The organism is Calyptranema fuscum S582, assembly GCF_055793305.1.
In genome coordinates this window covers 1-23838 of record NZ_JBSLYH010000077.1, presented here as the reverse complement: position 1 = coordinate 23838, position 23838 = coordinate 1, and the positions used below count along the sequence as shown (strand labels likewise).

Annotated in this window: 13 protein-coding genes; 11 read left to right on the top strand and 2 right to left on the bottom strand. The window is 46.5% G+C overall.

The window, feature by feature from the left end; translation table 11 throughout:
* Positions 1-392, bottom strand: a 392-nt coding sequence (locus tag ACR6Z4_RS29935) for an SNIPE associated domain-containing protein (protein ID WP_479721016.1), incomplete at its 3' end; no start/stop codon positions are given.
* 177 nt (positions 393-569) lie between these two features.
* Here ACR6Z4_RS29935 and ACR6Z4_RS29930 point away from each other — a divergent pair.
* On the top strand, positions 570-1694 hold the full coding sequence (locus ACR6Z4_RS29930; protein ID WP_479721015.1) for a CHAT domain-containing protein: 1125 nt from the start codon (positions 570-572) through the stop codon (positions 1692-1694).
* A 79-nt stretch (positions 1695-1773) separates the two neighbouring features.
* Here ACR6Z4_RS29930 and ACR6Z4_RS29925 read toward each other — a convergent pair whose 3' ends face one another.
* Entirely contained in the window at positions 1774-1983 is a 210-nt protein-coding gene (locus ACR6Z4_RS29925) for a hypothetical protein (protein WP_479721014.1), read from the bottom strand.
* A 533-nt stretch (positions 1984-2516) separates the two neighbouring features.
* Here ACR6Z4_RS29925 and ACR6Z4_RS29920 point away from each other — a divergent pair.
* The 10 genes from ACR6Z4_RS29920 to pglX form a co-directional block, all read left to right on the top strand.
* A complete protein-coding gene (locus ACR6Z4_RS29920) occupies positions 2517-5168 on the top strand; it encodes an NACHT domain-containing protein (protein ID WP_479721013.1) in 2652 nt (883 codons plus the stop codon).
* A 496-nt stretch (positions 5169-5664) separates the two neighbouring features.
* Positions 5665-10341: an nSTAND1 domain-containing NTPase gene (locus ACR6Z4_RS29915; protein ID WP_479721012.1), complete on the top strand. Its 4677-nt coding sequence runs from the start codon at positions 5665-5667 to the stop codon at positions 10339-10341.
* A gap of 134 nt (positions 10342-10475) precedes the next feature.
* Complete coding sequence (locus ACR6Z4_RS29910; protein ID WP_479721011.1) at positions 10476-15251, top strand: nSTAND1 domain-containing NTPase; 4776 nt, start codon at positions 10476-10478, stop codon at positions 15249-15251.
* Between the two features lie 140 nt (positions 15252-15391).
* The gene (gene brxE / locus ACR6Z4_RS29905) at positions 15392-15958 is read left to right on the top strand and encodes a BREX-6 system BrxE protein (protein WP_479721010.1); all 567 of its coding nucleotides are present in this window, start codon (positions 15392-15394) and stop codon (positions 15956-15958) included.
* Between the two features lie 4 nt (positions 15959-15962).
* Positions 15963-16802 (top strand): hypothetical protein, encoded by an 840-nt coding sequence (locus ACR6Z4_RS29900; protein WP_479721009.1) that lies wholly within the window; start codon positions 15963-15965, stop codon positions 16800-16802.
* Positions 16799-17437 (top strand): DUF1788 domain-containing protein, encoded by a 639-nt coding sequence (locus ACR6Z4_RS29895; protein WP_479721008.1) that lies wholly within the window; start codon positions 16799-16801, stop codon positions 17435-17437. Before ACR6Z4_RS29900 ends, ACR6Z4_RS29895 begins: the two co-directional genes overlap by 4 nt.
* Before the next feature lie 24 nt (positions 17438-17461).
* Positions 17462-21118, top strand: a complete 3657-nt coding sequence (gene brxC / locus ACR6Z4_RS29890; RefSeq protein ID WP_479721007.1) for a BREX system P-loop protein BrxC — start codon at positions 17462-17464, stop codon at positions 21116-21118.
* A gap of 18 nt (positions 21119-21136) precedes the next feature.
* A complete protein-coding gene (locus ACR6Z4_RS29885) occupies positions 21137-21355 on the top strand; it encodes a hypothetical protein (protein WP_479721006.1) in 219 nt (72 codons plus the stop codon).
* Positions 21352-21963 carry a hypothetical protein gene (locus ACR6Z4_RS29880; RefSeq protein WP_479721005.1) on the top strand — a complete coding sequence of 204 codons (612 nt, stop codon included), beginning with the start codon at positions 21352-21354 and terminating at the stop codon, positions 21961-21963. The genes ACR6Z4_RS29885 and ACR6Z4_RS29880 overlap by 4 nt, the downstream gene beginning before the upstream one ends.
* 47 nt (positions 21964-22010) lie before the next feature.
* Positions 22011-23838 (top strand): BREX-6 system adenine-specific DNA-methyltransferase PglX (gene pglX, locus ACR6Z4_RS29875; RefSeq protein WP_479721004.1); only part of this gene is annotated, 1828 nt, incomplete at its 3' end.

Genomic DNA, 23838 nt, shown 5'->3' with positions numbered 1-23838 from the left:
AACTCCTGCTGATGTAGCCTCTTCTTTTCCTCAGCTTCCTCAAGTTCTTTCCTGGCTTTCTCGCTCTCCCGTCGCTCTTTATCCATCTCCCTCTGTTGTCTTCGAGCTTCTTGCTGCTGTTCCTTCTCTTTTTGCTTTATCTCCTCTAACTCACACCTAAGATGAAGTTCCCTGAGTTTCAACTCAAGGTACTCCTGAGAAATTTCACAATGAGTTACTCCTGACCATTTGTTGATCTTCTCAAAAGTGCTGATTATCTTCTTCTCAAGGCTAGGTCGATTGTTGTACTTGACTTCTTGTAGTGAGGACTTACATTGCTTCTCAAAAGCAAGCTTAATCAGTTCAAGAATGCTTTTGATTAGCTTCTTGCCCTCCCTCTTGCTCTCTCCCACAACCCATTCAACATGGCAAATATAAGCTCTGCCATTCTCAAATAGGCTGAAGATTTAAAGCGATCGCCTCTTTCCACCCCTACAGGTAGATTACTGACTGGCGGTGAGAATAATAGCAGATTAAACTGGAGTAGGTATAATTTTCGACTTAAGACTTACTTAATCTGGGTGATCGCCATGAAAAAAATTCTCATTCTGGCTGCCAATCCCAAAAATACGGCTCAACTTCGCTTGGATGAGGAATTTCGGGATATAGAGGCGGGATTAAGGCGATCTGAGTATCGCGACAACTTCAAGCTTGCCACACGATGGGCTGTGCGTCCACGGGATTTTCAACGAGCTATGTTAGAAGAGGAGCCTCAAATTGTCCACTTCTCAGGGCATGGAGAGGGTGATGAGGGGTTAGCCTTTGAAGATAATGCAGGCAATATCCATTTAATTCATGGCGATGCGATCGCTAGTTTGTTTCATTTGTTTGCAGACCAAGTTGAATGTGTTGTGTTGAATGGTTGTTATTCAAAGATACAAGCTGAGGCGATCGTTCAGCACATTGACTATGTGATTGGTATGAGTCGGGCAATTACAGATGTTGCAGCCATTGAATTTGCGGTTGCCTTTTATGATGCCCTTGGTGCTGGCAAATCCTATGAATTCGCTTTTAATTTTGCTTGTAGTGCCATCCATCTCAATACACCAGCAACATCTTCAGCGCATCAACGCAAACTCGTTCCCCTTAACACAGAGGAACGAAATAATGGTGAGTATCTAATTCCTATTCTGCTTAAACGGCAAGGCTTATTAGAAACTCAAAGCCAAACCACAGAAAAAGCCTCTTCTGATGCTAACTACTTAGCTGCTGAGGCTGCTACCCAGGCACGCATAGAAATTTTAGATAGAGAGATTTCAGAGCAAGAAAGTAAGCTGCAAGAAACCACCGAGACTCATATAAAAGAGGTACTGGAATGGCTTAAAAAGAACGAAAGACGCTTAGCTCAGGAAGCTAAGAATTATGCAGAAACAAAGCATTCCAACGTATTTAAAGATTTATCTGCACAAGAGCAAGAGGACTTTCAGTGGGAAGTCGAAAAATATATTGAGTCTGTTTACTTCTCTCTACTGTCTGATTCCTTTGATTTATTAGATGATCCAATAGTGATGCCATCGATTAAATCTTCTGAGGTCTATCAAACTGCCTTTGAAGGCATAAAGAAAAGAATACTACCAAGATTCGATCAAGAAGCCAAACGATTGATATCCGAGCGATTCGATTACTTACTAACAATATTATTTACAACGATTTAGAAGAACTTCAAAGCTTAACGTATTTCTCTCTGGATTTTGGCTTTTGAAGTTCTTCTCATCAAGGCTAGGAATCTAAATCTTAAGCACCTTTCAAAATACCTTTGATGATTTGTTCTTTCTCATGGTGCTCAAGATTTTTATCGTTGATAGTTGTCATAATACTCTTAATCATTTGTTCTTTCTGAGAGTAGATGAGGTTAGCACTGTTAATAATCTGTCCAATACCTTTCAGAGCAAGTTGTAAAAGAGCGCGCTCTCGAACCAAGGAAGCAATGTCTTGTGCTGTCATAATGGCTGCTCAAAAGAACTTTCAATTAATTTTTCTAAGCAGCCATTAACCATCCGGAAAGGTTATGGATTTTGAACTTGTTGCGCTTTAGCGGCGCTTGAGTTGTCTGAGCAAGTATTCCTCACGCTGTTTCTCAATTACAAGGCTCACCAAGGTTTGAGATGATGAACTCTGAGAATTGGCAGGTTTGCTGTTTGCTTCTGTCATAGTAAATCCTCTTGAGTAGTACAACTTGTAACCGCAGCATGCACCCAGAAGAGAAGAAATTAAACCGGACTTAGTACAGATGTACTAAAACAGTATAGTTCATTTGTGCTTAATTGCAAGGGCTTGGGGTAATACTTCTTGATTAATGACGGGTGCACTTAGCGCTTGGTTGCCTTAGTTGCTATCTGCAAGGCGTTGTGCATCTATAGGCTTTTTACGAACTCTATGGCAAGGAGCAATCTAAGTAAGGAATGAGCAAACACTAAAACCCCAATGAGCTATTTTTTAAGAGAGGAATAATTGATTTGACAGAGTAGGCTGAGAAGATGGCACAAAAAATCCTGATCTTATCTTCTAATCCAAGACGCGATCTCAATCTCGAACGAGAAGTTGGAGATTTGATCAAAGCTGTACAACGTCTTGGAAATTTCGAGGTCAGGCTTGCTTTGGCTGTAAGTCCAGATGAGCTTCAAGAATTGTTCCTGGAACATAAGCCGCAAATTGTTCATTTTTGTGGGCATGGAGCAGGGGAGCAAGGATTAGTTCTCCAGGATCAGAATGGGCGAGAACAGTTTGTAAGCACAGAAGCATTGGCGGTACTCTTCAAAATCTTCTCAAATCATCTGGATTGTGCTGTATTCAATGCTTGTGATAGTGATCATCAGGCAGAAGCAGTTGTTGCCCACATCAACTACGCGATCGGCATGAGTGAGGAGATTCTTGATAAGGCAGCTTACATCTTTGCAATAGGGTTCTACCAGGGACTGGGCTACGGGGAATCCATTGAGCGAGCCTATGAATTGGGCTGTAATGCAATTCAACTCCAATTTCTAAAAGCATCCACTGCTCGTTCGGATCGATCAAGAAGTTACCGAAAAGCTGAACTTGTCGAACCAATCATTGCTCAACCTACACTGCCAGAACACTTAAAGCCAGTTTTGCGGAAGAAAAGCCAATCCAGTATTCCATTGGAAGAAAGCTCCCCTGAAGCAATTCAGCCTTCAATTTCATCAGCACCGTCAATGCTTCCAGGGGGTTTTGCTGAGAAGGTTGAACAAGAAGTTGATCGCAAGGAATACAAAGACCAAGCGAGAGTAGCCTATGACAACTTTGGACAGTTTTCATCAAACAGTGCAGCAAATCTAACAAAATCGGAATACACGCAGCGCAAAATTTTAGTCAACAAGGTCAGAGAGTTCTGGATTGAAGGATTTCTCAAGCCTTCCCTTCAGGGCGTTGATGCCCTTAACCTTGATCTAAAAGCCCGTCCAGATGCGATCGCAGATTTGTCTCAAGGGATTGAAGCATTATCTTTAGAACTGGATGACTCGTATGAGGAACTACGAGCAACTCGAATCTATGAGGAAATGGGACAAGGGCGGACGCTGCTAATTTTAGGTGATCCAGGAGCGGGAAAGACGATCGCCCTCCTACAACTGGCAGAACGTCTGATTGAGCGCAGTGAGGAAAACTTGAGCTTACCCATGCCCATTGTGTTTAATCTGTCCTCTTGGGCAAAAGATCCTAAACAGAAGATTTTTGACTGGCTGATTGATGAATTACGAGACAAGTATCAGGTGCCAAAGACATTGAGCAATCCCTGGATCAAAGACCACCAACTCATTCTGCTGTTGGATGGACTGGATGAAGTCAGAGAAGCATATCGTAATGATTGTGTTCGTGCTTTAAACGTTTTTATTGGTGATTTTCCAAAAATCGAGATAGCGGTTTGTAGTCGGGTCAAGGATTATGAAGCTCTGACCGATCGCCTCCAAATTAGTAGCGCCCTTTGCTTACAGCCTTTTTCGTTAAAGCAAGTGTATGAGTTTTTAGATGGTGTGGGCGGATCTCTCACAGGCTTAAAAGCATTGCTTAAACAAAACCCTGATCTGGAGCAATTTGCTCGAACCCCGTTGATTTTGAACCTGATGAGTTCAGCCTACCAGAATTGGGCAGTAGACCAGTTGAAGCAGGAACTCAGCTCAACCTCAAATCGCAACCAGCATTTGTTTGATACCTACATCGATCGCCGACTGGAGAGGGGGAGTACTTCTGAATATCCCAAAGACAAGGTGCTGTACTGGCTGAGTTGGTTAGCGAGCCGGATGGTGCAGGAAAGGCAAACGGTGTTTTTGATTGAGAAGATGCAGCCTAACTGGCTCAAGAATCGTAGTGAGAAAATTGCTTATCGAATTAGAGCTATTATGACCTCTGGGCTGATTTTGGGGCTAATTTTGGGGCTGGTTGTTGGGTTGAATGATGGGCTGGATGCAGGGTTGACTGTTGGGCTGAAAAATGGAATTGTTGGTGGGATTATTGGTGGGATTATTGGTGGAATTATTACTGGATTACCCAACAAAATATCCCCCTTAGAGAAGCTCAGTTGGTCATGGCAAAGGACTAAATCTAGGGCTATACGTGAATTGCTTACTGGTATTAGTCTAGGTCTAATTACTGGGCTGATTGGCGGACTGGTATCTGGACTAGTTTATGGGCAGCATGGTTGGCTGCTTGGAGGACTGCTTTGGGGGCTGTTTTTGGGGCTGCTGTATGGGCTGATTAGCGGACTAGGTGGCGGACTAGATAGTTCTGAAATAGAACAGCGAACAGTTTCAAATCAGGGAATTCGTAATTCCCGAAGAAACAGTTTCTTAGTTGGGTTGATTTTCGGGTTGATTTTCGGGTTGATTATTGGGTTGATTATTGGGCTGATTTATGGGCTGATTGATGGGCTGATTGGTGGGTTGATTTTCGGGTTGCTTTTTGGGTTGCTTTTTGGGTTGAAATATGGCGGAACTGCCTGTATCCAACACTTCATACTCCGCCGGATACTTTATAAAAAAGGTCGTATCTCCTGGAACTATGCTAAGTTCCTTGACTTTGCTTCAGATCGCCTATTGATGAAAAAAATCGGGGGTGGTTATGTCTTTTTCCATCGGATGTTGATGGAGCATCTTGCAAATAAATATTCAGATTAATCCAGGAGATCGCAATGCTAAAGTTGCATCTCTGGTGAATTAAGTGACGATCGCACTCACATCACAAGATCATAAGAGTGCACTTAGTGCCTATACTACTGCGCTGAAAGTTGCTAAAGAACTAAAGCGATCGCACCCCTTCTACTCCTTAACTGCACAGGATAGGTTTTATAGGCACAAGGTAAAGTTCAGGATGCGGTGATTACCTACAAGTCAATCCTGTGTACTCTGGAAGGAGAAACAGACTTAATTCGCAATTTGTCGATCGCTAATTGAGCTAGGTATCCAAAGGGTACGCAACCAATCCGTCAGGTTCTCCCTAATGCGATTGGATGGGAGCTTATTTGTGAGCCAAGCCCTTATCCAGCCTAGAAAAACAAAGTTTTTGCTGGCACAGAAACTAAACTAATAAAGAAAAATATAGATGTAGGAACCATCACTAAAGATGGCAGTTAGATTAGGAGGAACCTGACTGTGTTCTGTTTACTCTTAGCCTATGACTGCCCCCCGCAACAACTTTGCTGTTGTCATTGGTATCAATGCCTATTGCCCTGCAAATGGCATCAAACCTTTAGGCACAGCCGTTAACGATGCTAAAGCGATCGCCACACTGCTTAAAGATGAATACAAATACTCGCAGATTTGGGAGTTGTTTGACGAGAAAGCAACCTATGAAGGCATTCGGACGTTGCTCTGGGAGACATTGCCTCAGAAGGTGCGTAAGGGCGATCATGTGCTGTTTTATTTTGCTGGACATGGCATTACGCGCAAGGGTAAGGATGGTAGCCCAGCCGGATACCTGATTCCGCAAAATGCCAAAATCAATCTTCAGAATGCTCAGCAAGACCAGTCTGAAAACTTCCTGCCTATGCAGGAACTGTATGACGCATTCAAGGCGATCGACTGTCATCATTTGCTGGTGATTCTTGATTGCTGCTATGCCGGAATGTTTCGTTGGGCAACCCGTAAGCTGATTCCGATTCCTGAACGCATTCACCGTGAACACTACGATCGCTTCATTCGTTTTCCAGCGTGGCAAGTATTGGCATCAGCTGCCCACGATCAGGAAGCCCTGGACTTGGTAACCGATCAACGGGGAATTGTTCCAGGGAAAAGCCATTCTCCCTTTGCAATGGCGTTACTGCAAGGACTGGGATATATAGACGGTAAGCTCAATGCAGATTTCACCAACGATGGGGTGATTACTACCCCTGAACTCTATTTGTACGTCGATCAATTTGTTAATGAGGATACTCGCGAACGACAGACCCCAGGATTCTGGTCGTTGCGTTCTGAGTTCGATCGCGGTGAGTTCATTTTTACTAAACCAGGATTTAACCCCATTGAAAACCTTACTCCTGCACCACCACTGGATGCCAGCAACAATCCCTATCGAGGCTTAGAGTCGTTTGAGGAGCGACATGCTCGATTCTTCTTCGGTCGTAAAGCCTTAATTGAAGACCTATACAAACGTCTCTCTCAACCGACGCGATCGCTCACGATCGTACTGGGTGCGTCTGGTTCAGGGAAATCGAGTTTGGTCAAAGCAGGGCTTATTCCTTACCTGCGTGAGAAACTCAAGGAAGATGAGCAATCCCAGCAGTGGCAAATACTTGATCCAATGCGTCCTGGTGATTCTCCCTTTACAGCTTTAGCCCGCATCTTATTGCCGATCGCTTACCCGAATCTAATTCAACAGCTTAATCAACTTCAGGGCTTGAATGCAATATTTCAGCCTGAAGCAAAGCCAGGGACAAAAGGCGATCGCACTCAACAGAGCCAACCAACCGAACCAGGAACAGAACCTAATAACACATTTACCCAGCTATTCACAGCCTGGAGCAATGCTACACCCGAAGCAAAGCTCTTGTTAGTCGTAGATTATTTTGAGGAACTACAAAAGCACTATTCTGCTGAAGCACTGGTTGAACTAGGCGTATCTATCCAACGTGCGATCAAACAGCTTACCGGGGGGTTGCAGGACGATCACCACTATTTGAGCCAAGTCATTGCAACCTGGAGCCAGACGCAACCATACACGAAGCTTCTGTTGGTAATTGACCAGTTTGAAGAGCTAATTACAATGGCTCAGGAGCATCAGAGCAATCCACAGATGGACAAGGAATGGCAGTCCTTTCTGACAATGCTGAGGGTTGCTCTGGCAAGTCATCGTCGTCGTTTGCACATTATATTGACGCTGCGATCGGATTTTGAACCCCGCTTCTTGGATTCACCATTAAAGGCACATTGGAGAAGAGGACGGTTTCCAGTTCGAGCGATGACTTCGGATGAACTACGACAGGCGATCGAAGGACCTGCCCTGAAGCAAGCTCTATACTTTGAACCACCAGATTTAGTCGGAAAACTCATTGATGAAGTGGGGCAAATGCCAGGAGCGTTGCCGTTGCTCTCATTTACGTTGAGTGAACTCTATATCAGTCTGACGGAGCGATGGAGGGAGTCTAACAGTACAGAACGGGCGTTGAAGTTGGAAGATTACACAAAATTGGGGGGAGTGGCTGGTTCGTTAACTCGTCGGGCAACAAAAGAATATGAAGCATTAGATGAGAACCACAAGTCAACAATGCGACGAGTATTGTTACGGATGGTAGCGAGTGAGGGGAGAGGCGTGGCACGGAGGAAAGTTCCGATAGATGAACTAAAATATCCACTCACGGAAGAGGACGACCGTGTTTCGACAGTAGTTGAACGCTTGGTTAGCGCACGCTTAGTAGTTAAAGGGCAAATAACAGACGAGGCTTACATAGAGTCAATAGTTTATATAGAACCAGCTCATGATTTCCTGATCTACGGTTGGAACAAGTTACAGGAATGGGTTGAGGTGGAGAGAGCAGATCTACTACTGCGACAAAGGTTAACACCCGCTGCAATCGATTGGAATAGAAATCATAGAACCATTAATTACCTTTGGGCTCGCGATCCCCGTCTTGATACGTTAAAACATATCCTCCTAACGTCTGCTCCGTGGATTAACAAACTAGAGAAGGAATTTATAGAGGAAAGCTTAAAGGAAAGGGAGAACGAACTTGAACGAACTAAAGAACAACTTCGAATTTCGGAGGAACGAAGGCAAGATGCTGAGACGCGCAGAATTAATGCTGAAATCGATAGTTTAAAGGTGAATGCAGAAGCACTTTTTCTATCAAACAACCCAGAATATGCACTGGCAACGATCATAGAAGCTGGAAAACGATTACATGCTGCACAAAACACAAAAGCGAGTATTCGTACTTCAGTTCTATTCACATTTCAACAAATTGTTGATGAATCTCAGGGGGTTGAGAAAAAAGGCTTTTATAGTCACTTATCCGGGATTATTAGTAGCAGTTTTACTCCAGATGGTACAAAGTTTTTAACTGTAACTGCTAATGGTATGGTAAAAGTATGGGACATAGCTACATCTAATGAAATTAGATGTTCTAATATTGCTGAAACCTTTTCGGATGAGATAGAGGATGCAAGTTTCAGTCCTGATGGCAGAACGCTGGCATTCATACTGCGATCAGGTAGCACAGTAACACTATGGGATGTAATTTCGAGCCAATCGCTTGCGTTATCAATACCACGACCAGGTACTGTGACAACAATACAAGATCCATTTTCAGGTCAGCCAATTCAATTATTAGTTAAGTCTTACCGAGGAGGCATTTGCTTTAGTCCTGATAGCAAGATTCTTGCCATAAATAATGGAACAGCAGTCGAATTATGGGACATAGTTACTAAAGAAAAAGTTAGGGTTATAAAGGGTGAAGATTGTTTGGCTCCGATAAGCTTCAGCCCCAATGGTGAAATGATTGCTTTTGGGGCAGGAACACAAGTACAACTATGGAATACCAATGGAGAGGAACTGTACACTTTTGATAGCAAGTATGGCTCAGTTAGGAGTATAACCTTCAGTCCTGACAATAAAAAAATAGTAGCTGCAACTACTGGATCAGAAGCAAATGTGTGGGACACTACCACTGGCAAAGAAATTCAGCGTCTTAATGACAGTCTCTCCCACTTAAACGCCGAAGGTTCAGCTACATGTTTCAGCCCTGATGGAAAAATGATTGTTGTAGGTAATATAACAGGCGAGGTGCTTTTGTGGGAGGTTGCATCAGGTCGGCAACTTAGAAACATTCGTGCACATTCAGACACGATAACTAGCATTAAATTCAGTTCTGATCGCAAAATATTGATTACAGCAAGTAAAGACGCTACTGTAAAAGTATGGGATACAGCTGTTAATCGAGCAAGTATAAGGCTCAAAGGACACTCATCGACTATTTGGGATATTTGCTTTAACCGCAATACTGATATGGTGGCAACAGGTGCTGAGGATTCAGTGAAATTATGGGAAGTTTCCTCTGGTAGGGAACTCAGAACCTTTAAGCATCCGGCATCGGTTCATTGTGTTGGATTTAGTTTTGATGGTGAGACTCTTGTGACTGGTTGTGATGATGGAATAATCAGGCTATGGAAAATTACAACAAATCAGCAACCTGAAATTCTGGGTAGTCATTCGGGTAAATCGAGTATCAGGAGTATAGACTTTAGCTCTAACGGCAAAATGATTGCTACAACGAGTGGCAAAATTGTAAGACTTTGGGATAGTTTTACAGGACAGAAACTTAGAGAATTTAGAGGACATAGAGCATTTGTTTCTATGGCTAGCTTTAGCCCAGATTGCAAAATACTTGCAACTGCAAGCCAGGATAATACTGTAATACTTCGAGATATTCTCACTGGAGAAAAAATTAACATTCTGGCTAATCCATCAAAAAGCGTCCACAGCGTCAGCTTTAGCTCTGATGGGACAATGCTGGCAACTTCTAGTGAGGATGGAACAGTAAGGCTTTGGAATGTTGCGAATGGTAAGGAGATTAGATCGTTGAGGGGGCATACATATCATGTTTGGAAGGCAATCTTCACCCCTGATTGCAGTATACTAATTACAGTAAGCAGCGACCAAACAATGCGAATGTGGGACGTAGAGACAGGTAGAGAAGTCAAAACCTTCTCGTTGGGATTCTTTACTGGAATGTATGCTGCAAACTTTAGCTCAGATGCTAAGGTACTGGCAGTGGCAGGCGGAAGTGGAAACGCCATCCTGTTGAATTTAGACTTAGATGCTTTACTAAATCGTGCTTGCGAGCTAATGTTTGGTTAGAATTTATTTATTGTGGGTAATGCAAACAAAAGTTTGAGAATGGGATGAGCTATGGACAAAGTTTTCAGTTAGCTTCGAGGCTTGATCTCAACTCTTAGAATCATAAATTTTAGGTGAAGCAATAAGATGAGTAAGTGAACAACAGCTGGGCTAGAAAGAGACAGGAAAGTAGCTTTATCCAGAATCTGGCGATCGCCATTGGCATCAACAACTATCGCAACAACATTGCAGAACTAAAAACTGCAAGACCTGACGCTGAAAAACTGGCTGATGTACTGGCAAAAGACTACAAATATCAGGTCGAACTAATCACAGACGAAACCGATCGCAAACCTACTGTTGCAGAACTTACCCACCTGCTCTTAGAGGAATTACCTCAGAAACTGCGATCGGGTGAAAAAAACCGCCTGCTCTTCTACTTCGCTGGACACGGGATGCCCCTCGAAAGCGATGATGGACCAAGAGGATTTCTTCTGCCTCAAGATGCCAACCCTAATCCCAAACCAGGAGAATTCAATAACTTCCTGTCCATGCAGGTACTCCACGATGCCCTCATCGCCCTACCCTGCCATCACCTGCTGATTATCCTCGATTGCTGCTTCGCCGGAACTTTTCGTTGGGCAAGCACTCGTAAGCTCATTCCCCTTCCCGAAACCCTTCACCGCGAACACTACGATCGCTTTATCGATTATCCCGCCTGGCAAGTCATCACCTCTACTGCCCACAATCAAGAAGCCCTCGATTTCCTCACCGACAAACGCGGCATCAGCACCAAATCTCAACAAGAAGCCATCCTCCATTCTCCCTTCGCTCAGGCACTCTTTGATGCTTTGCAAGAGGGTGTTCCTAACGAAAAAGGAATTCGTTACAAAAAAGCTGACCTGACCAAAGATGGCGTGATTACAGCTTCCGAACTCTACCTCTACCTTCGTGATAGCGTAGAAACTCGCTCTGGAGAACGACAAACTCCCGGTATCTATCCCCTTAAGAAGCACGATCGCGGCGAATACATCTTTCACGACCCCAACTTCGATCCCAATAGCCTCAGTAAAGCTGACCCTGTTAATGAAGCCAACAATCCCTATCGTGGCTTGAATTCTTTTGAGGAGCAGCACGCCCGCTTCTTCTTCGGCAGACAGGAACTCATCGAACAATTGTGCGATCGTGTTACGACTCCTGACCATTCGCTTACCGTTGTTTTAGGCGTTTCCGGCTCCGGCAAATCAAGCTTGGTTAAAGCGGGACTGATTCCCTACCTGCGGCAACAGCAGCAAGAGCCACAGCAACAATGGAAAATTCTTGCTCCCATGCGTCCCGGTGAGTCTCCCTTTACTACCCTTGCCAAAACCCTATTCTCGATCGCCCAATCCCCTAATCCAGTTCCACCGCTTGCTCTAGACTTTCTGAGCCAGAATCTCCAGCACGAGGTTCAACGGCTAAATGATGCCGTGCGGAAACTCTCTAAACAATCTCCTCAAAATAGCAGCGCAATCGCGCGATCGAAGCAGGATGCTCAGCACTTTACCCAACTACTCCATAGCTGGGAACAGGGTACACCGATTGAGAAGCAGCAACTCATTGTCGAGCATTTCGAGTTAATCTATGCCCTTTGTCAAACTTCACCGAATCAGGAATCTGAGCAACAGCAGCTAAAACAGGTATTCCAGGAATCTCTTAATCTTTTAAGTGAGCAATTGCAGACTCATTCCAACGGTTTTGTTGAGATCGTTCATCAGTGGAGTCAACAGAATCCAAATGTCAATCTGTTGCTCATCATCGACCAGTTTGAGGAACTGATAACCCTCAGCCGAACCCAACAGATGGGTAACTCAGACGATCGCCCCGATGAGTCGCAGCAATTTCTGCATTTGTTAGAGCGATCGCTCACTGCCAACCTACCTTACCTCCGTATCGTCGTTACCCTTCGCTCAGACTTTGAACCCCGCTTCCTCAACTCCGAAATCCTCAAATCCTATTGGACAAAAGCACGGTTTCCCGTAAGAGCCATGCGATCGGACGAACTGCGACAAGCGATCGAAGGACCTGCCTCCGAGATGGCGCTCTATTTTGACCCAACCAACCTGGTCGATCGCTTGATCGATGAAGTGGGACAAATGCCGGGAGCCTTACCCCTGCTCTCCTTTACCCTCAGCGAACTCTACCTCAAACTTGCCGAGAAATGGAGAAAGCGAGAAACAGGCGATCGCGCCCTCACTATTGATACCGAGTTTGATAAGGAAGGGGGTGTTGCTGGTTCTCTCACGCGCAGAGCGAACGAGGAATATCACAAGCTAGGTGAAGACTCAAAGCTGGGTGAAGCCGCTCAACAAACGATGCGGCGAATTATGCTGCGAATGCTGACGCTGGAAGGCGGAGAAACCGCACGACGACGGGTTCCTGATTCTGAATTGATTTATCCGACTCAAGAAGAGAGCGATCGGGTTAAGCAGGTGGTCGATCGCCTCGTGAGTGCTCGTCTACTTGTCAAAGGACAAATGGAAACTGGAGAACCTTACGTTGAACCTGCCCACGATTTTCTAGTACGCGGTTGGGGAACCTTGCAGGATTGGATAAATGAGGAAAAAGCAAAGGAAACCCTAGAGTTGCAGCAAAGATTGACAGCACAGGCAAACGATTGGAACAGGAATAGTCGTCCTGACGGGTTATTGTTACCCGATGGCGATCGGCTCTCTCAGCTAGAGAAGATATTACCCTTACCTGAAAGCTGGTTGAATTTTCAAGAAAAAGTGTTCATAGAAAGTAGCGTTACTCATAGAGAGATTCAGAGCAGACAGACCAAAGAACTACGAGTAAAAGCAGAGCTACGACAAAAGGCAAAAAAAGTAGAAGATTTGCTGTCTGTACAATCTCTTGATAGCCTCATTCTAGCAATTCATGCAGTAGGACAAAATCTGGATGATTTACCAGAAGAAATGCTTCCTCCAGTGCAGATTAGCTTGCATCGAGTAATGAGATTGGCTAGAGTTCCAATTGCTTTACAGGGGCATGATGGACCTGTCTATTCAGTTGCATTTAGTTCAGATGGGAAAATCATTATCAGTGGGGGTTATGACAAAACATTGAGATTATGGGATGTCAAGGAAAGATCATTAATTGCAATTCTTCGAGGACATCGAGGATGGATCCATTCAGTTGCTTTTAATCATGAAAAGCAACTAATTGCTAGTGGCAGCAGCGACAATACAGTTCGGCTTTGGGATCTTAAGGGCAATCCCGTGGGTAAGCCATTAGAGGGACATAAAGGTTCAGTCCTTGCGGTTACTTTTAGTCCAAATGGGCAGACCATTGCTAGTGGTGGTGACGATAACACAGTTCGATTATGGGATCTTGAAAAAGGCTTTACAGGTCAACTATTTGAAGGACATCAAGATTCGGTTCTTTGCGTTGCATTTAGTCCAGATGGGCAGATCGTTGCTAGTGGTAGTAGTGATAAAACCCTGAGATTGTGGAATCTTGAAGGTCAGCTTATTGCCAATCCATTAGAGGGACATGAAAAACCTGTTTGCTCAGTTACTTTTAGCGCAGATGAACAACTGGTAGTTAGTGGTAGTAGTGATCACACAATACGCTTCTGGGATTTTAGGGGTAATCCTATTGGTAAACCCTTAAAGGGACAACATTACGGAGATATTTACTCAATCATCTTTAGTTTAGATGGAAAACGCTTAGCCAGTGGAAGTTACGATAAGACAATATGTTTTTGGGATATCAAAGGTAATCCTATTGACAAACCATTACAAAGCCAGAAAGGTTACATTCACTCGATTGCTTTTAGCCCAACCGAACGAACACTCGGTGCTGGTAGTAGCGAAGGACTTGTACAGCTTTGGGATCTTATAGATGACCGCCTAAGTCAAGTATCAGATGAGTATGAAGGAGACATTTACTCAGTTGCTTTTAGTTCGGATGGAAAACTTGTAGCTAGTGGTGGTGATGGCAATAGAATTCGACTTTGGAACCTTGAAGGAAATCCCATTGGCAATCCATTTGAAGGACATGAAGACCGTGTTCAGTCAATTGCGTTTAGTCCAAACGGCAAATTAATAGTGAGCGGTAGTCGTGATAAAACAATACGTTTATGGGATCTCGATGGCAATTCTATTGGTGAACCTTTACAAGGTCACGATGATGGTGTGTACTCGGTTGCTTTCAGTCCATCTGGACAGTTGATTGCTAGTGGTAGTCGTGACAGAACAATCGTGTTGTGGAATTTTAAAGAGTGCTCTATCAGCAATAGGTTAGAGGGGCATAAAGCAGGTATTTGCTCAGTTGCCTTTAGCCCAGATGGACAGTGGATCGTTAGTGGTAGTGATGACCACACAGTACGTTTATGGGATCTCAATGGTAATCTCATATGTGAGCCCTTTGAAGGACACACTGAATTTGTCTATTCAGTTGCTTTTAGCCCAGATGGGAAATTAATTGTCAGTGGTAGTCGTGATAAAACCGTGAGACTGTGGAGCATTAAAGGTAAACCTATCGGCAATCCTTTTCAAGGACATTTAGCTCCTGTTACATCCGTTGCCTTTAGTTCTGATGGTCAAACCATTGCTAGTAGCAGTAATGACAAAACAGTACGTTTGTGGGATCTCAATGGCAATTCTGTTAGTGAACCTTTACATCATGATATTGGCAGGTTTGACATCATTAACTCAGTTGCTTTTAACCCAAAGAATGAGTTGATTGTTAGTGGAAGCTCCAATGGCAATCTGAGGCTGTGGCAAGTTGATAGACGAATATGGCTTAAAATCTGCTGCGATCGCCTTCGCTACCATCCTGTTTTCACCAACCCCGAATCAATTGAAGATCTGGAGCAGCGTGAGATTGCGATCGCAGCCTGTAAAACCTGTGAAAAATACATTTGGAACGTAGAAGACGAACAATATTAACTGAAAGAAAATTTTGCGTCTAAGAGTAAAAGCATGTGAAGGGTTGATAAAAATCTAAACAAAATTCCGTATTTTCTCGGTGAGTTGGGAATGATAGGCATGGCGTGTGCCATGTTGGTTAGGGATGTTCTTCAACAAGCATGACTGAAAGTACCCTTGATGCGATCCTCACACTTCAAATGTCCGTAGCTTGGGCAGGAGAGGGGCTATGTGAACCGAAGCGATTGGACTGGTGGCGCACGGATTTAATTGATCCTGCCGGGGGCGGCTACTTGTTTCAGGAGCTATTTCCAAAAACTCACGAGTGGGCATCTCTGGAGGCGGTCAGGAGAGTGGCGATCGCCCAGGACAGGCAACTACGGCAGGGTATGGCGCAGCCTGACCGAGTTTGTACGCTATTCTTTTGGGGATTTGCGGTTGATGAGCAGTTAGACGATCGCCTGCTTGAACACAAGCGCAATGGTACATCTCCTGCCAAGGCACTCCCCCTTTCCCTGGATTTGGGGAGTCAGTTTACAAAAGCTGGCTTTGAGGAGGCAATTCGTATTCCGAACCAGTCAATTGATTTTCAGGTCGTTCCAGGAGGGCGTGAGATTAAAGGTCAAGTTCCCAATTCTCTAGAGTTGATGGCTAGAAATCTGACGGCTGCTTTGCTACCGCTGACGGATAAATACCCGTTGCCGTTCTATCGTCTGGAGAAGATGTAGATTTATGGCACCTCAATCCTCCAGTCAAGCTGCTGTTCCGGTCATTGCCGCTAAATCTTTGTGGGGCAAGGAAGTCTTAGAGTTTCATACGCGAATTTTGCGCGTTTCCCTTGCTGTTGAGGAAAGCCAAGCCTATTGGGAACACTTAAAGCTGGACACTCCCAAAGATAAACGGGCAACGGTTGCCTTTGAGGAACGCTGGTTTGGCAGCAAGAGTATGGATCGGGTGCGTCGTTTGTTGGCTGAATTCAAGCATCGATATGATGCCTATCCAGTGGCGCTGGATGTGCTGATACGGTGGCGACCGAGTGATGCACTGACGCGGCAGAATATTTGCCACTGGCACATGCAGCTTGCCGACCCAACCTATCGGGCTTTTACAGGTATTTTTTTGGAGCAGCGACGGTATCAGTCGAATGCTGGGATCGATCGCGACGGGGTTTCTCGCTGGGTGAGCCAGCACTTAAAGGCAGACTGGTCGAGTGCCACGATCCAGCGTATGGCAACTGGACTCATTGCGTCGGCGACGGATGCTGGGTTGTGTTCAGAGAATTCTGGCACTCGCAGTTTGAAATATCCCAAAGTTACCGATGAGGCGCTTGCCTACTGGTTTTATCTAATGCGGGGATTATCGTTTGAAGGCACCATTCTGGATAATCCTTATCTGGCATCGGTTGGCTTAAGTGAGGGATTTTTAGAGCAACGTCTAAGGCGGCTACCGGGGCTGTCATTCAGCCGAATGAACGATTTGCATGAGTTCAACTGGCAGTACCCCGATTTGAAATCATGGGCAATTCAAGAATTGGGGCTGACCTGGAATGAGGCGGAGGGGGATGAATCATGACGGAAACGCTGTTTGAGAATGCGTCTCTTGATTCTGCGATCCAGGCACTTCGGGCAGATTTGCTGGATGAAGGAGGTCCCCGAATTAGTACGATGCGGAACTACCGCTTTGCAATTCTGCCTTACGATCCGCGTGAGGAGTTTAAGCTGCGGCAGCGGATTCGCAACTTGACAGACGAGTTGAAAGCGCAGGGGTGGAATGTACAAGCCATTTCATTGCATCAACTTCTGCTCAACCGATTAAAATCTGAGGAAAAAAGGGTTCTCGATAGCCTGATTCGTACCGAGCAACGCTTCTACACAAAAGACCCAGAACGGGCATTGAATTATCTCAATGACAAAATTGCCCTTTATATCGAGGGTCCAGATGGCATCGCTCAAGATGTCATTCAGTTAATTGATGAATTTGTTGCGGCTCATCCAGGTGATGCCAATAAAACCCTGATCCTACTGTGTCGTGCTGGAGCGTTGTACCCCTTCTTCCGCTCCTCAGCTTTGCTGAAGCACATTGATGGAAAAACTCGTAACTTACCTGTGGTGCTCCTCTACCCTGGTGAACGGCGTGACTTAAAAGCGTTGTCGTTCATGGGAGAACTGGCTTCGGATCGTGACTATCGCCCGCGTATTTACTCGTAATGTTGAGCCTCTATCGAACCCGCCATGCTAATCAAAGAGATTTTTGCTGCTGATGTCACGCGCAATATTGCTCCGGTGGTCTACTTCCATGAGCAAGATCCGGCAAAGGTGCAGGAGGAGGTTTCAGAATACATCATTACCGGTGGCTACCCCGAAGGCGACCCTCGCTACAACCGGGTCAAAGCTGGAATCCATGAGCAGTTTGTTAAATTGCTCAACTCCTTAGCGGAGGAACTTCAGCGATCGCCCGGAGCCGATCTTCCAGCCTCCTGGATCTCAGGATTTTACGGTTCAGGTAAATCGAGCTTTGCGAAACTGCTGGGACTTGCCCTGGATGGTTTGAAATTACCAGATGGACGTGAACTGGCAGAGGCGTTGCTGGCGCGAGATGATTCGCCCAAAACGGCTGATTTTCAAAGGGCATGGCAACAATTACGGGGTCTGATTGATCCGATCGCCGTCGTGTTTGACATCGGGGCGGTAGCACGGGATGACGAGCAGATCCACTCAGCGGTGAAGCGGGAAATTCAGCGGCGGTTAGGGTACTGTGCGGTTAGCCATTTTGTCGCGGATTATGAGTTGAGTCTGGAATTGGATGGCAAGTGGGATGCTTTTCTTGCCTGCGCGGAAGAGACTTTAGGGCAACCCTGGGAACTGGTGAAGAGTAATCGAGATGCTGACGAGTCATTCTCAGAAGTCATGCATGTCATGAATCCCAACCGTTACGTTGATCCCATAAGTTGGTTTGATAGTCGGGGAGGGACACGCACAGGTATTGGCACCTCGGTGGCTGAGACGACCAAGGATATTATTGCCATGCTCAACCAACGGGCACCGGGCAAAACATTATTTATTGTCGTGGATGAAGTCAGCCAGTACATCTATCAGAACACGAACCGGATGCTGGCACTTCAGTCGTTTGTGTCTGATTTGGGGCAGAAGTTAAAGGGGCGGGTATGGCTGTTGGCAACGGGACAGCAGAAACTAGAAGACAGTGATGATGAAAGCAATATTGGCAAGCTGAAAGACCGATTTCCGCCCAAACTGCGGGTTCACTTAGCTCCGACGAATATTCGCGACGTGGTGCATAAGCGGCTTTTGAAAAAAGCACCTGCCAAAGAAGCTGAATTGCGATCGCTCTTTGCCCAGCATCGCAGCAGCCTTAAGCTCTACGGTTACAAGTGCGAGTCCATCACAGAGGAAGATTTCCTGGAAACGTACCCGATGTTGCCAGGGTACGTGGACTTGCTGATGCAGGTGACCACCAATCTCCGCACTCGTTCCAGTCGAGCCAAGGGGGACGATCATGCCATTCGGGGACTGTTGCAATTATTGGGCGAACTCTTCCGGGAACAGCGGTTAGGAGAACAGTCCGTTGGGGCGCTGATCACGTTGGAGCATATCTATGAAGTGCAGCAGTCCGCTTTAGATGCGGATGTGCAGAATACGCTGGCTCGACTGTTTAACCACGAAGAGGTCGTGAGCGATCGCGATGCTTTAAGGGCAGCAAAGGCGGTTGCGCTACTGGAGCTAATTCAGGAGCAGGAAACCACGACGGCTGAACTGGTGAGCAAATGCCTTTATGAATGTCTGGGTAATGGCAACCAGGAACCTGTTATCTCAGCCGCCCTGGAGAAACTGCGAAATCTCAATCTTCTGTCCTACTCTGAAAAACTGGGCTATAAGATTCAGAGTTCGGCTGGGCAGGAATGGCAACGGGAGCGGGATAGTTATAGTGTCATCCCGGATGCGATCAGCCTGATCGTGACCGAGAAACTAAAGGAGTTACTGGGAAGCGTTGAACGTCCGGGATATAAGGGCAATACCTTCCGGTGGGCAGCCTACTACAGTGACGGGCGACAACGGCAGGATGAGCGGCTGCAATCGCCGAATGAACTGGCAGTCATTACTGTGGACTTCCGTAATTTAGGGACACAGGAAGAGCGCAGTTCAACGGTGTGGGTGCCACAAAGCGACACGGGTTCCTTGCGCGATCGCCTCGTTTGGGTCGTGGGCAAACCCGACCGTTTTCCTGGTCTAGTCAGAGAACTGGTACGATCGCGACACATGCTAACTAAATATGCCACTCGCTCCCAATCCCTCACGCGAGAAAAACAACGCCTGGTGTTTGATGAGCAGAACCGATGTGACAACCTGGAAAACCAGGTCAAGGAAGCGGTAGCTCAGGCGTTTATGGATGGGGAGATTTATTTCCGGGGGCGATCGTTTGACAAGTTCCAGTTTGGCAATACGTTTGCTACCGTCCTTAAGCGGATTGGGGAAAGCGTGCTGCCAGAACTCTACAACCACTATGTTGATGTTCCAATCACGCCAACAGAACTCAAGCAACTGTTGCAAAAGACGCTTTCAGGTCCCTCCAGTAAGTTCATGGCAGATGGGCTGGGCATTTTGGAATTGGATGCTGGGAAATACAGCCCGACCTGTAGCGGTCAGGTGCCATCTCGGATTGAGCAATATGTTGTCGATCAAAACGGGATCGTAGGAAATGTGCTGCTGAGCTATTTCGGGGGACCACCGTTTGGTTATTCAGCAGATGTTGTAAGGGCTTGTCTGGCTGGGTTGTTACGGGCAAAGAAGATTCGTATTCGTCCGGAGTCGGGGAAGGAAATTACTTCGATTCAAGACCCAGATGTGGAGAACCTGTTTACCCGCGATCGCGACATTCGACGGGCGGAAATTTTACCCAGAGGAGACGGCGGGCTGACAGCACGGGACAAGGTTGCGATCTGTCAGTTCTTTAGCAAATCTTTGGGAGTCGATTTGGATCGGGAAGAAGAAGCGATCGCAGATGCCGCCTTCAATTACCTTCCACCTCAAGTTCGACGAATACAAGATTTAGAACAACGCTACAGCCGTTTACCAAATCGTCCCGATTTTCCAGAGAAGCTGGATAAATTGCGAACAGCTATCGGAAACTGCGTAAGATCACGGCAGATTGAAGATACAGTGCTGGCAGTGAAAAAGCATCTGGATACCCTGCGGGATGGCATACAGGAGTTGGGCGTTTCGCTAACGGATCTAACCGATGAAGCAGTTGCAGCCGTATCACGGGCGGTGGCAGTGCGCGATCGCCAGATTGCTCAACTAAAGCAAACGAAGCAAACCGCAGAGATTGCAGCGGCAATTACCGCTGTTGAGGAACAATTAGCACTGGATCGCCCCTGGCGGGATATTGTGAGTTTGGAACCGCATTTACAGGCGATTGAGCAGCACTATAAGACGGTACGACTGGGGTTGATTGAGCGACAAGAACAGCAGGCGGAAACGATTCGCCAACGCCTGAAGCAGCGGCAGGGATTCTTTAAGCTGAGTGAGGACAAAGCTGACCTGGTTTTGAGCCATGTCCGTAAGGCGGCTTACGATACGACGCAGGATACGTTCAGTCCTAGTTTGTTGGAATTACGGGATTCTGTCGTGTTGCGGCTTCAAGAGGCAGAGCAGGAGGCAAACCTGACGTTAGACAGTGCTATCTCCTCTGTCACGGATGAGCAGGTGATTCAGTTGCCGCTGAATCTGAACGGTCGAGAAGTGAGAACCCCAGAGGAGGTCAAGGCGTTAGTGACGCAATTGGAGGAACGGTTATTGAGCCAACTGGAAGGGAAGCCTAATGTCTGTGTGCGTCTTGTCTACGAGTGGAAGAAGTATAGCGAGATGTCTTGAAGACTTGTGGGAGGAAAAATGATTGAGGACAACGTTCAATCGAAGCATCAAAAGATTGAGGCTGGGGTCAAAGCAGCGATCGCCCACGCCATCGAACGCCATCGCAAGTTAGGGGAGTCGATTGCAGTCTGGAAGGATGACAAGGTGGTTGTCTTGATGGCGGATCAAATTCCTGAGCTTGAAAGTAGGCTAGATGAAGGAGAAGTTTCGTTAAATGAGGCGGGAGAACTATCATGACCCAGGCAACTCAGCAACGAAAGCGCAGTTTTTCTAGTTTCAGCTACAAAGACGCATTTAAGCATCTAGGAATTACGGAGCTATATCCCTGGACAATCGCGGCTGAACCTGTGCCCATCAGTGGCTTTTTCCAGCAGCGACTCGATCGCTTAAAACGGTTTGACCTGGAAAGCTTTGAAGTATCAAAAACCCTGCTGATTGATGCCATTTGCGAAGAAGGTTTAGAAGGGTTTGAACGGTTGAAGGTTTGGAAGGGAGCCTATGTAGAAGGGGAAACCGTTTGTGGCAATGTGGATTATCTTTTGGCAGAACGACGGGCTTATTTGGAAGCACCGTTCGTGTGTGTGATTGAAGCCAAAAAAGATGACTTTGAACAGGGGGTTGCTCAATGTCTGGTAGCAATGCAAGCCTGCCAGTGGGAGAATCAGCAGCTTAGTCGCTCCATTGATATTTACGGCATTGTCACCAATGGGGAGGGCTGGAAGTTTTACAAGTTCACAACCGAAGGAAAGGTATATGAGTCGCTGCTACATGGCATTGGTGAAATGTCGATTTTATTGGGTATTCTTCGAGAGTTCTTTCGATCTTGTGAGCAGAATTTGAATTAAATGTTGCCCTTAAATCTGTATTGGCGATCTTGCCAAATTATTTGCCAATGTCTCATCTGACCCCTGAAGCCAAAGCCAAACTTTCATCGACGATTCGTAGTTTGCGCGATCGCCTCCTCACCGACATCCATAACGCGGTGGAGAGTACCTATCGGTTGTCGTTGCCCATCGCCAAGGCAGGGTTGGCAGAGGAGCAGCAGGTCAAGCGGCAACGGTTAGAGCAATGGCTCGATGAGCAGGTTCGCTCAGAGGTGAAGGGGAAGAATCCCGATCGGGATGCGATCCGCATTGGTGGAACCTCTCCGCAGGAGAATCGCCATTTGCGAACGGCTGAGAAGCTAGCAGCGGCAACGTTGTTGAACCGTCTGGTGGTGATTAAGCAGATGGAAGCGATCGGGGCGATCAAGCCGATAATTGTGACGGGTGGATGGCAGAGCAAGGGCTATCGGGAGTTCCAGGATTTTGCGCCTGATTTGTGCCGGGATGAGACAGAGGGCTTCGGAACACTGCTGCAACTGCTTTACGATGAACTGTCGTTGGAGATGCCAGGGTTATTTGGCAGAGTCAGGCTGTCTTCGCTGTTTCCAGTCCCGGCGAGTATGCTAAGGGTTATGATCGAGGCGTTGAATGATCCCGCGTTGCAGGATGCCTGGTTGGATGATACGACCCTGGGTTGGGTGTACCAGTATTGGAATGACCCGGAACGGGAAGAATTGGATGCCAAGCTGAATGCGGGGGGCAAGGTGGAACCCCATGAGGTTGCCAGCAAAACTCAGATGTTCACCGAACGCTACATGGTGGAGTGGTTGCTGCACAACAGTTTGGGGCAGATGTGGCTGGCAATCTGTAAGGCACAGGGTTGGACGGCAGAGGTACAGGCGGATGGAACGCTCGATTGCCTGGAGGAACGGCGTAAGGTCTGGCGAGAAAAGCAGGAAAAGGGTGAGGTTGCCCTGGATGAGTTGATGCCGATCGAGACAGAGGCGGAGGAACGCTGGAAGTATTGGGTTCCCCAACCGCTGACGGAAGCCGCGATCGCCCATGCTCCCAAGAGTATCCGAGAGGTGAAGATCCTTGATCCAGCTTGTGGATCAGGACATTTTCTGGTGATTGCCTTTGGGTTGTTGTTTGCGCTGTATCAGGAGGAAGCACGACATCGGGGAGAGGATTGGAGCGACCAGGAGATTGTGGAATCGATTCTGACAAACAATCTGTTTGGGGTTGATATTGATGCGCGGGCGGTACAGATTGCGGCAGCAGCATTGTTTCTGAAGGCAAAGTCGCTGTGTGCAAAGGCAGAACTCAAAGCAGTGAATTTGGTTGCTTCGGACTTGAATTTGTCTGCCTTGCCAGAAGATGATCCGGCGTTGGCAGAGTTGCGGCGGGAAGTGCGGGAAGCAACGGGCATTCCAGAGGAGTTGACCAATCAGATTGTGCAGGCGTTGAAGGGAGCAGATCAGTGGGGAAGTCTGCTGAAGATCGATCGCGAAGTGGAGAAGGCGATCGCCCAGTACGAAAAAAGCCTTATCCGTCCGGTTCAAACTGATTTGTTTGCTGAACTACCTCAGCCAACGGTTGACTCTCAAGCGTCAATTGCTGATACTCCTAACCGCAAAGACATTCTGCTCGAAAAACTCGAAACGTTTCTGGCTCGTTGTACTCGCGGAGATGATTTAGGTTTGCGGCTGCGAGGAGAACAGTTAACCGCAGGAATCCGATTTATTCGGCTGGTTCAAGAGAATGCCTATGATGTGGTGGTTGGGAATCCGCCCTATCAAGGCGCAAGCCGGATGACTGACGGAACGTATTTAGTTAAGCATTACCCAAAAGCCAAAGCAGATCTTTTTGCAGCATTCCTAGACCGAGGTTTGCAGT

Excerpts from the sequence above, each read along its gene's own strand:
- ACR6Z4_RS29930 (WP_479721015.1), top strand. The coding sequence starts at position 570 with ATGAAAAAAATTCTCATTCTGGCTGCCAATCCCAAAAATACGGCTCAA.
- ACR6Z4_RS29925 (WP_479721014.1), bottom strand. The coding sequence starts at position 1,983 with ATGACAGCACAAGACATTGCTTCCTTGGTTCGAGAGCGCGCTCTTTTA.
- ACR6Z4_RS29920 (WP_479721013.1), top strand. The coding sequence starts at position 2,517 with ATGGCACAAAAAATCCTGATCTTATCTTCTAATCCAAGACGCGATCTC.
- ACR6Z4_RS29915 (WP_479721012.1), top strand. The coding sequence starts at position 5,665 with ATGACTGCCCCCCGCAACAACTTTGCTGTTGTCATTGGTATCAATGCC.
- brxE (WP_479721010.1), top strand. The coding sequence starts at position 15,392 with ATGACTGAAAGTACCCTTGATGCGATCCTCACACTTCAAATGTCCGTA.
- ACR6Z4_RS29900 (WP_479721009.1), top strand. The coding sequence starts at position 15,963 with ATGGCACCTCAATCCTCCAGTCAAGCTGCTGTTCCGGTCATTGCCGCT.
- ACR6Z4_RS29895 (WP_479721008.1), top strand. The coding sequence starts at position 16,799 with ATGACGGAAACGCTGTTTGAGAATGCGTCTCTTGATTCTGCGATCCAG.
- brxC (WP_479721007.1), top strand. The coding sequence starts at position 17,462 with ATGCTAATCAAAGAGATTTTTGCTGCTGATGTCACGCGCAATATTGCT.
- ACR6Z4_RS29885 (WP_479721006.1), top strand. The coding sequence starts at position 21,137 with ATGATTGAGGACAACGTTCAATCGAAGCATCAAAAGATTGAGGCTGGG.
- ACR6Z4_RS29880 (WP_479721005.1), top strand. The coding sequence starts at position 21,352 with ATGACCCAGGCAACTCAGCAACGAAAGCGCAGTTTTTCTAGTTTCAGC.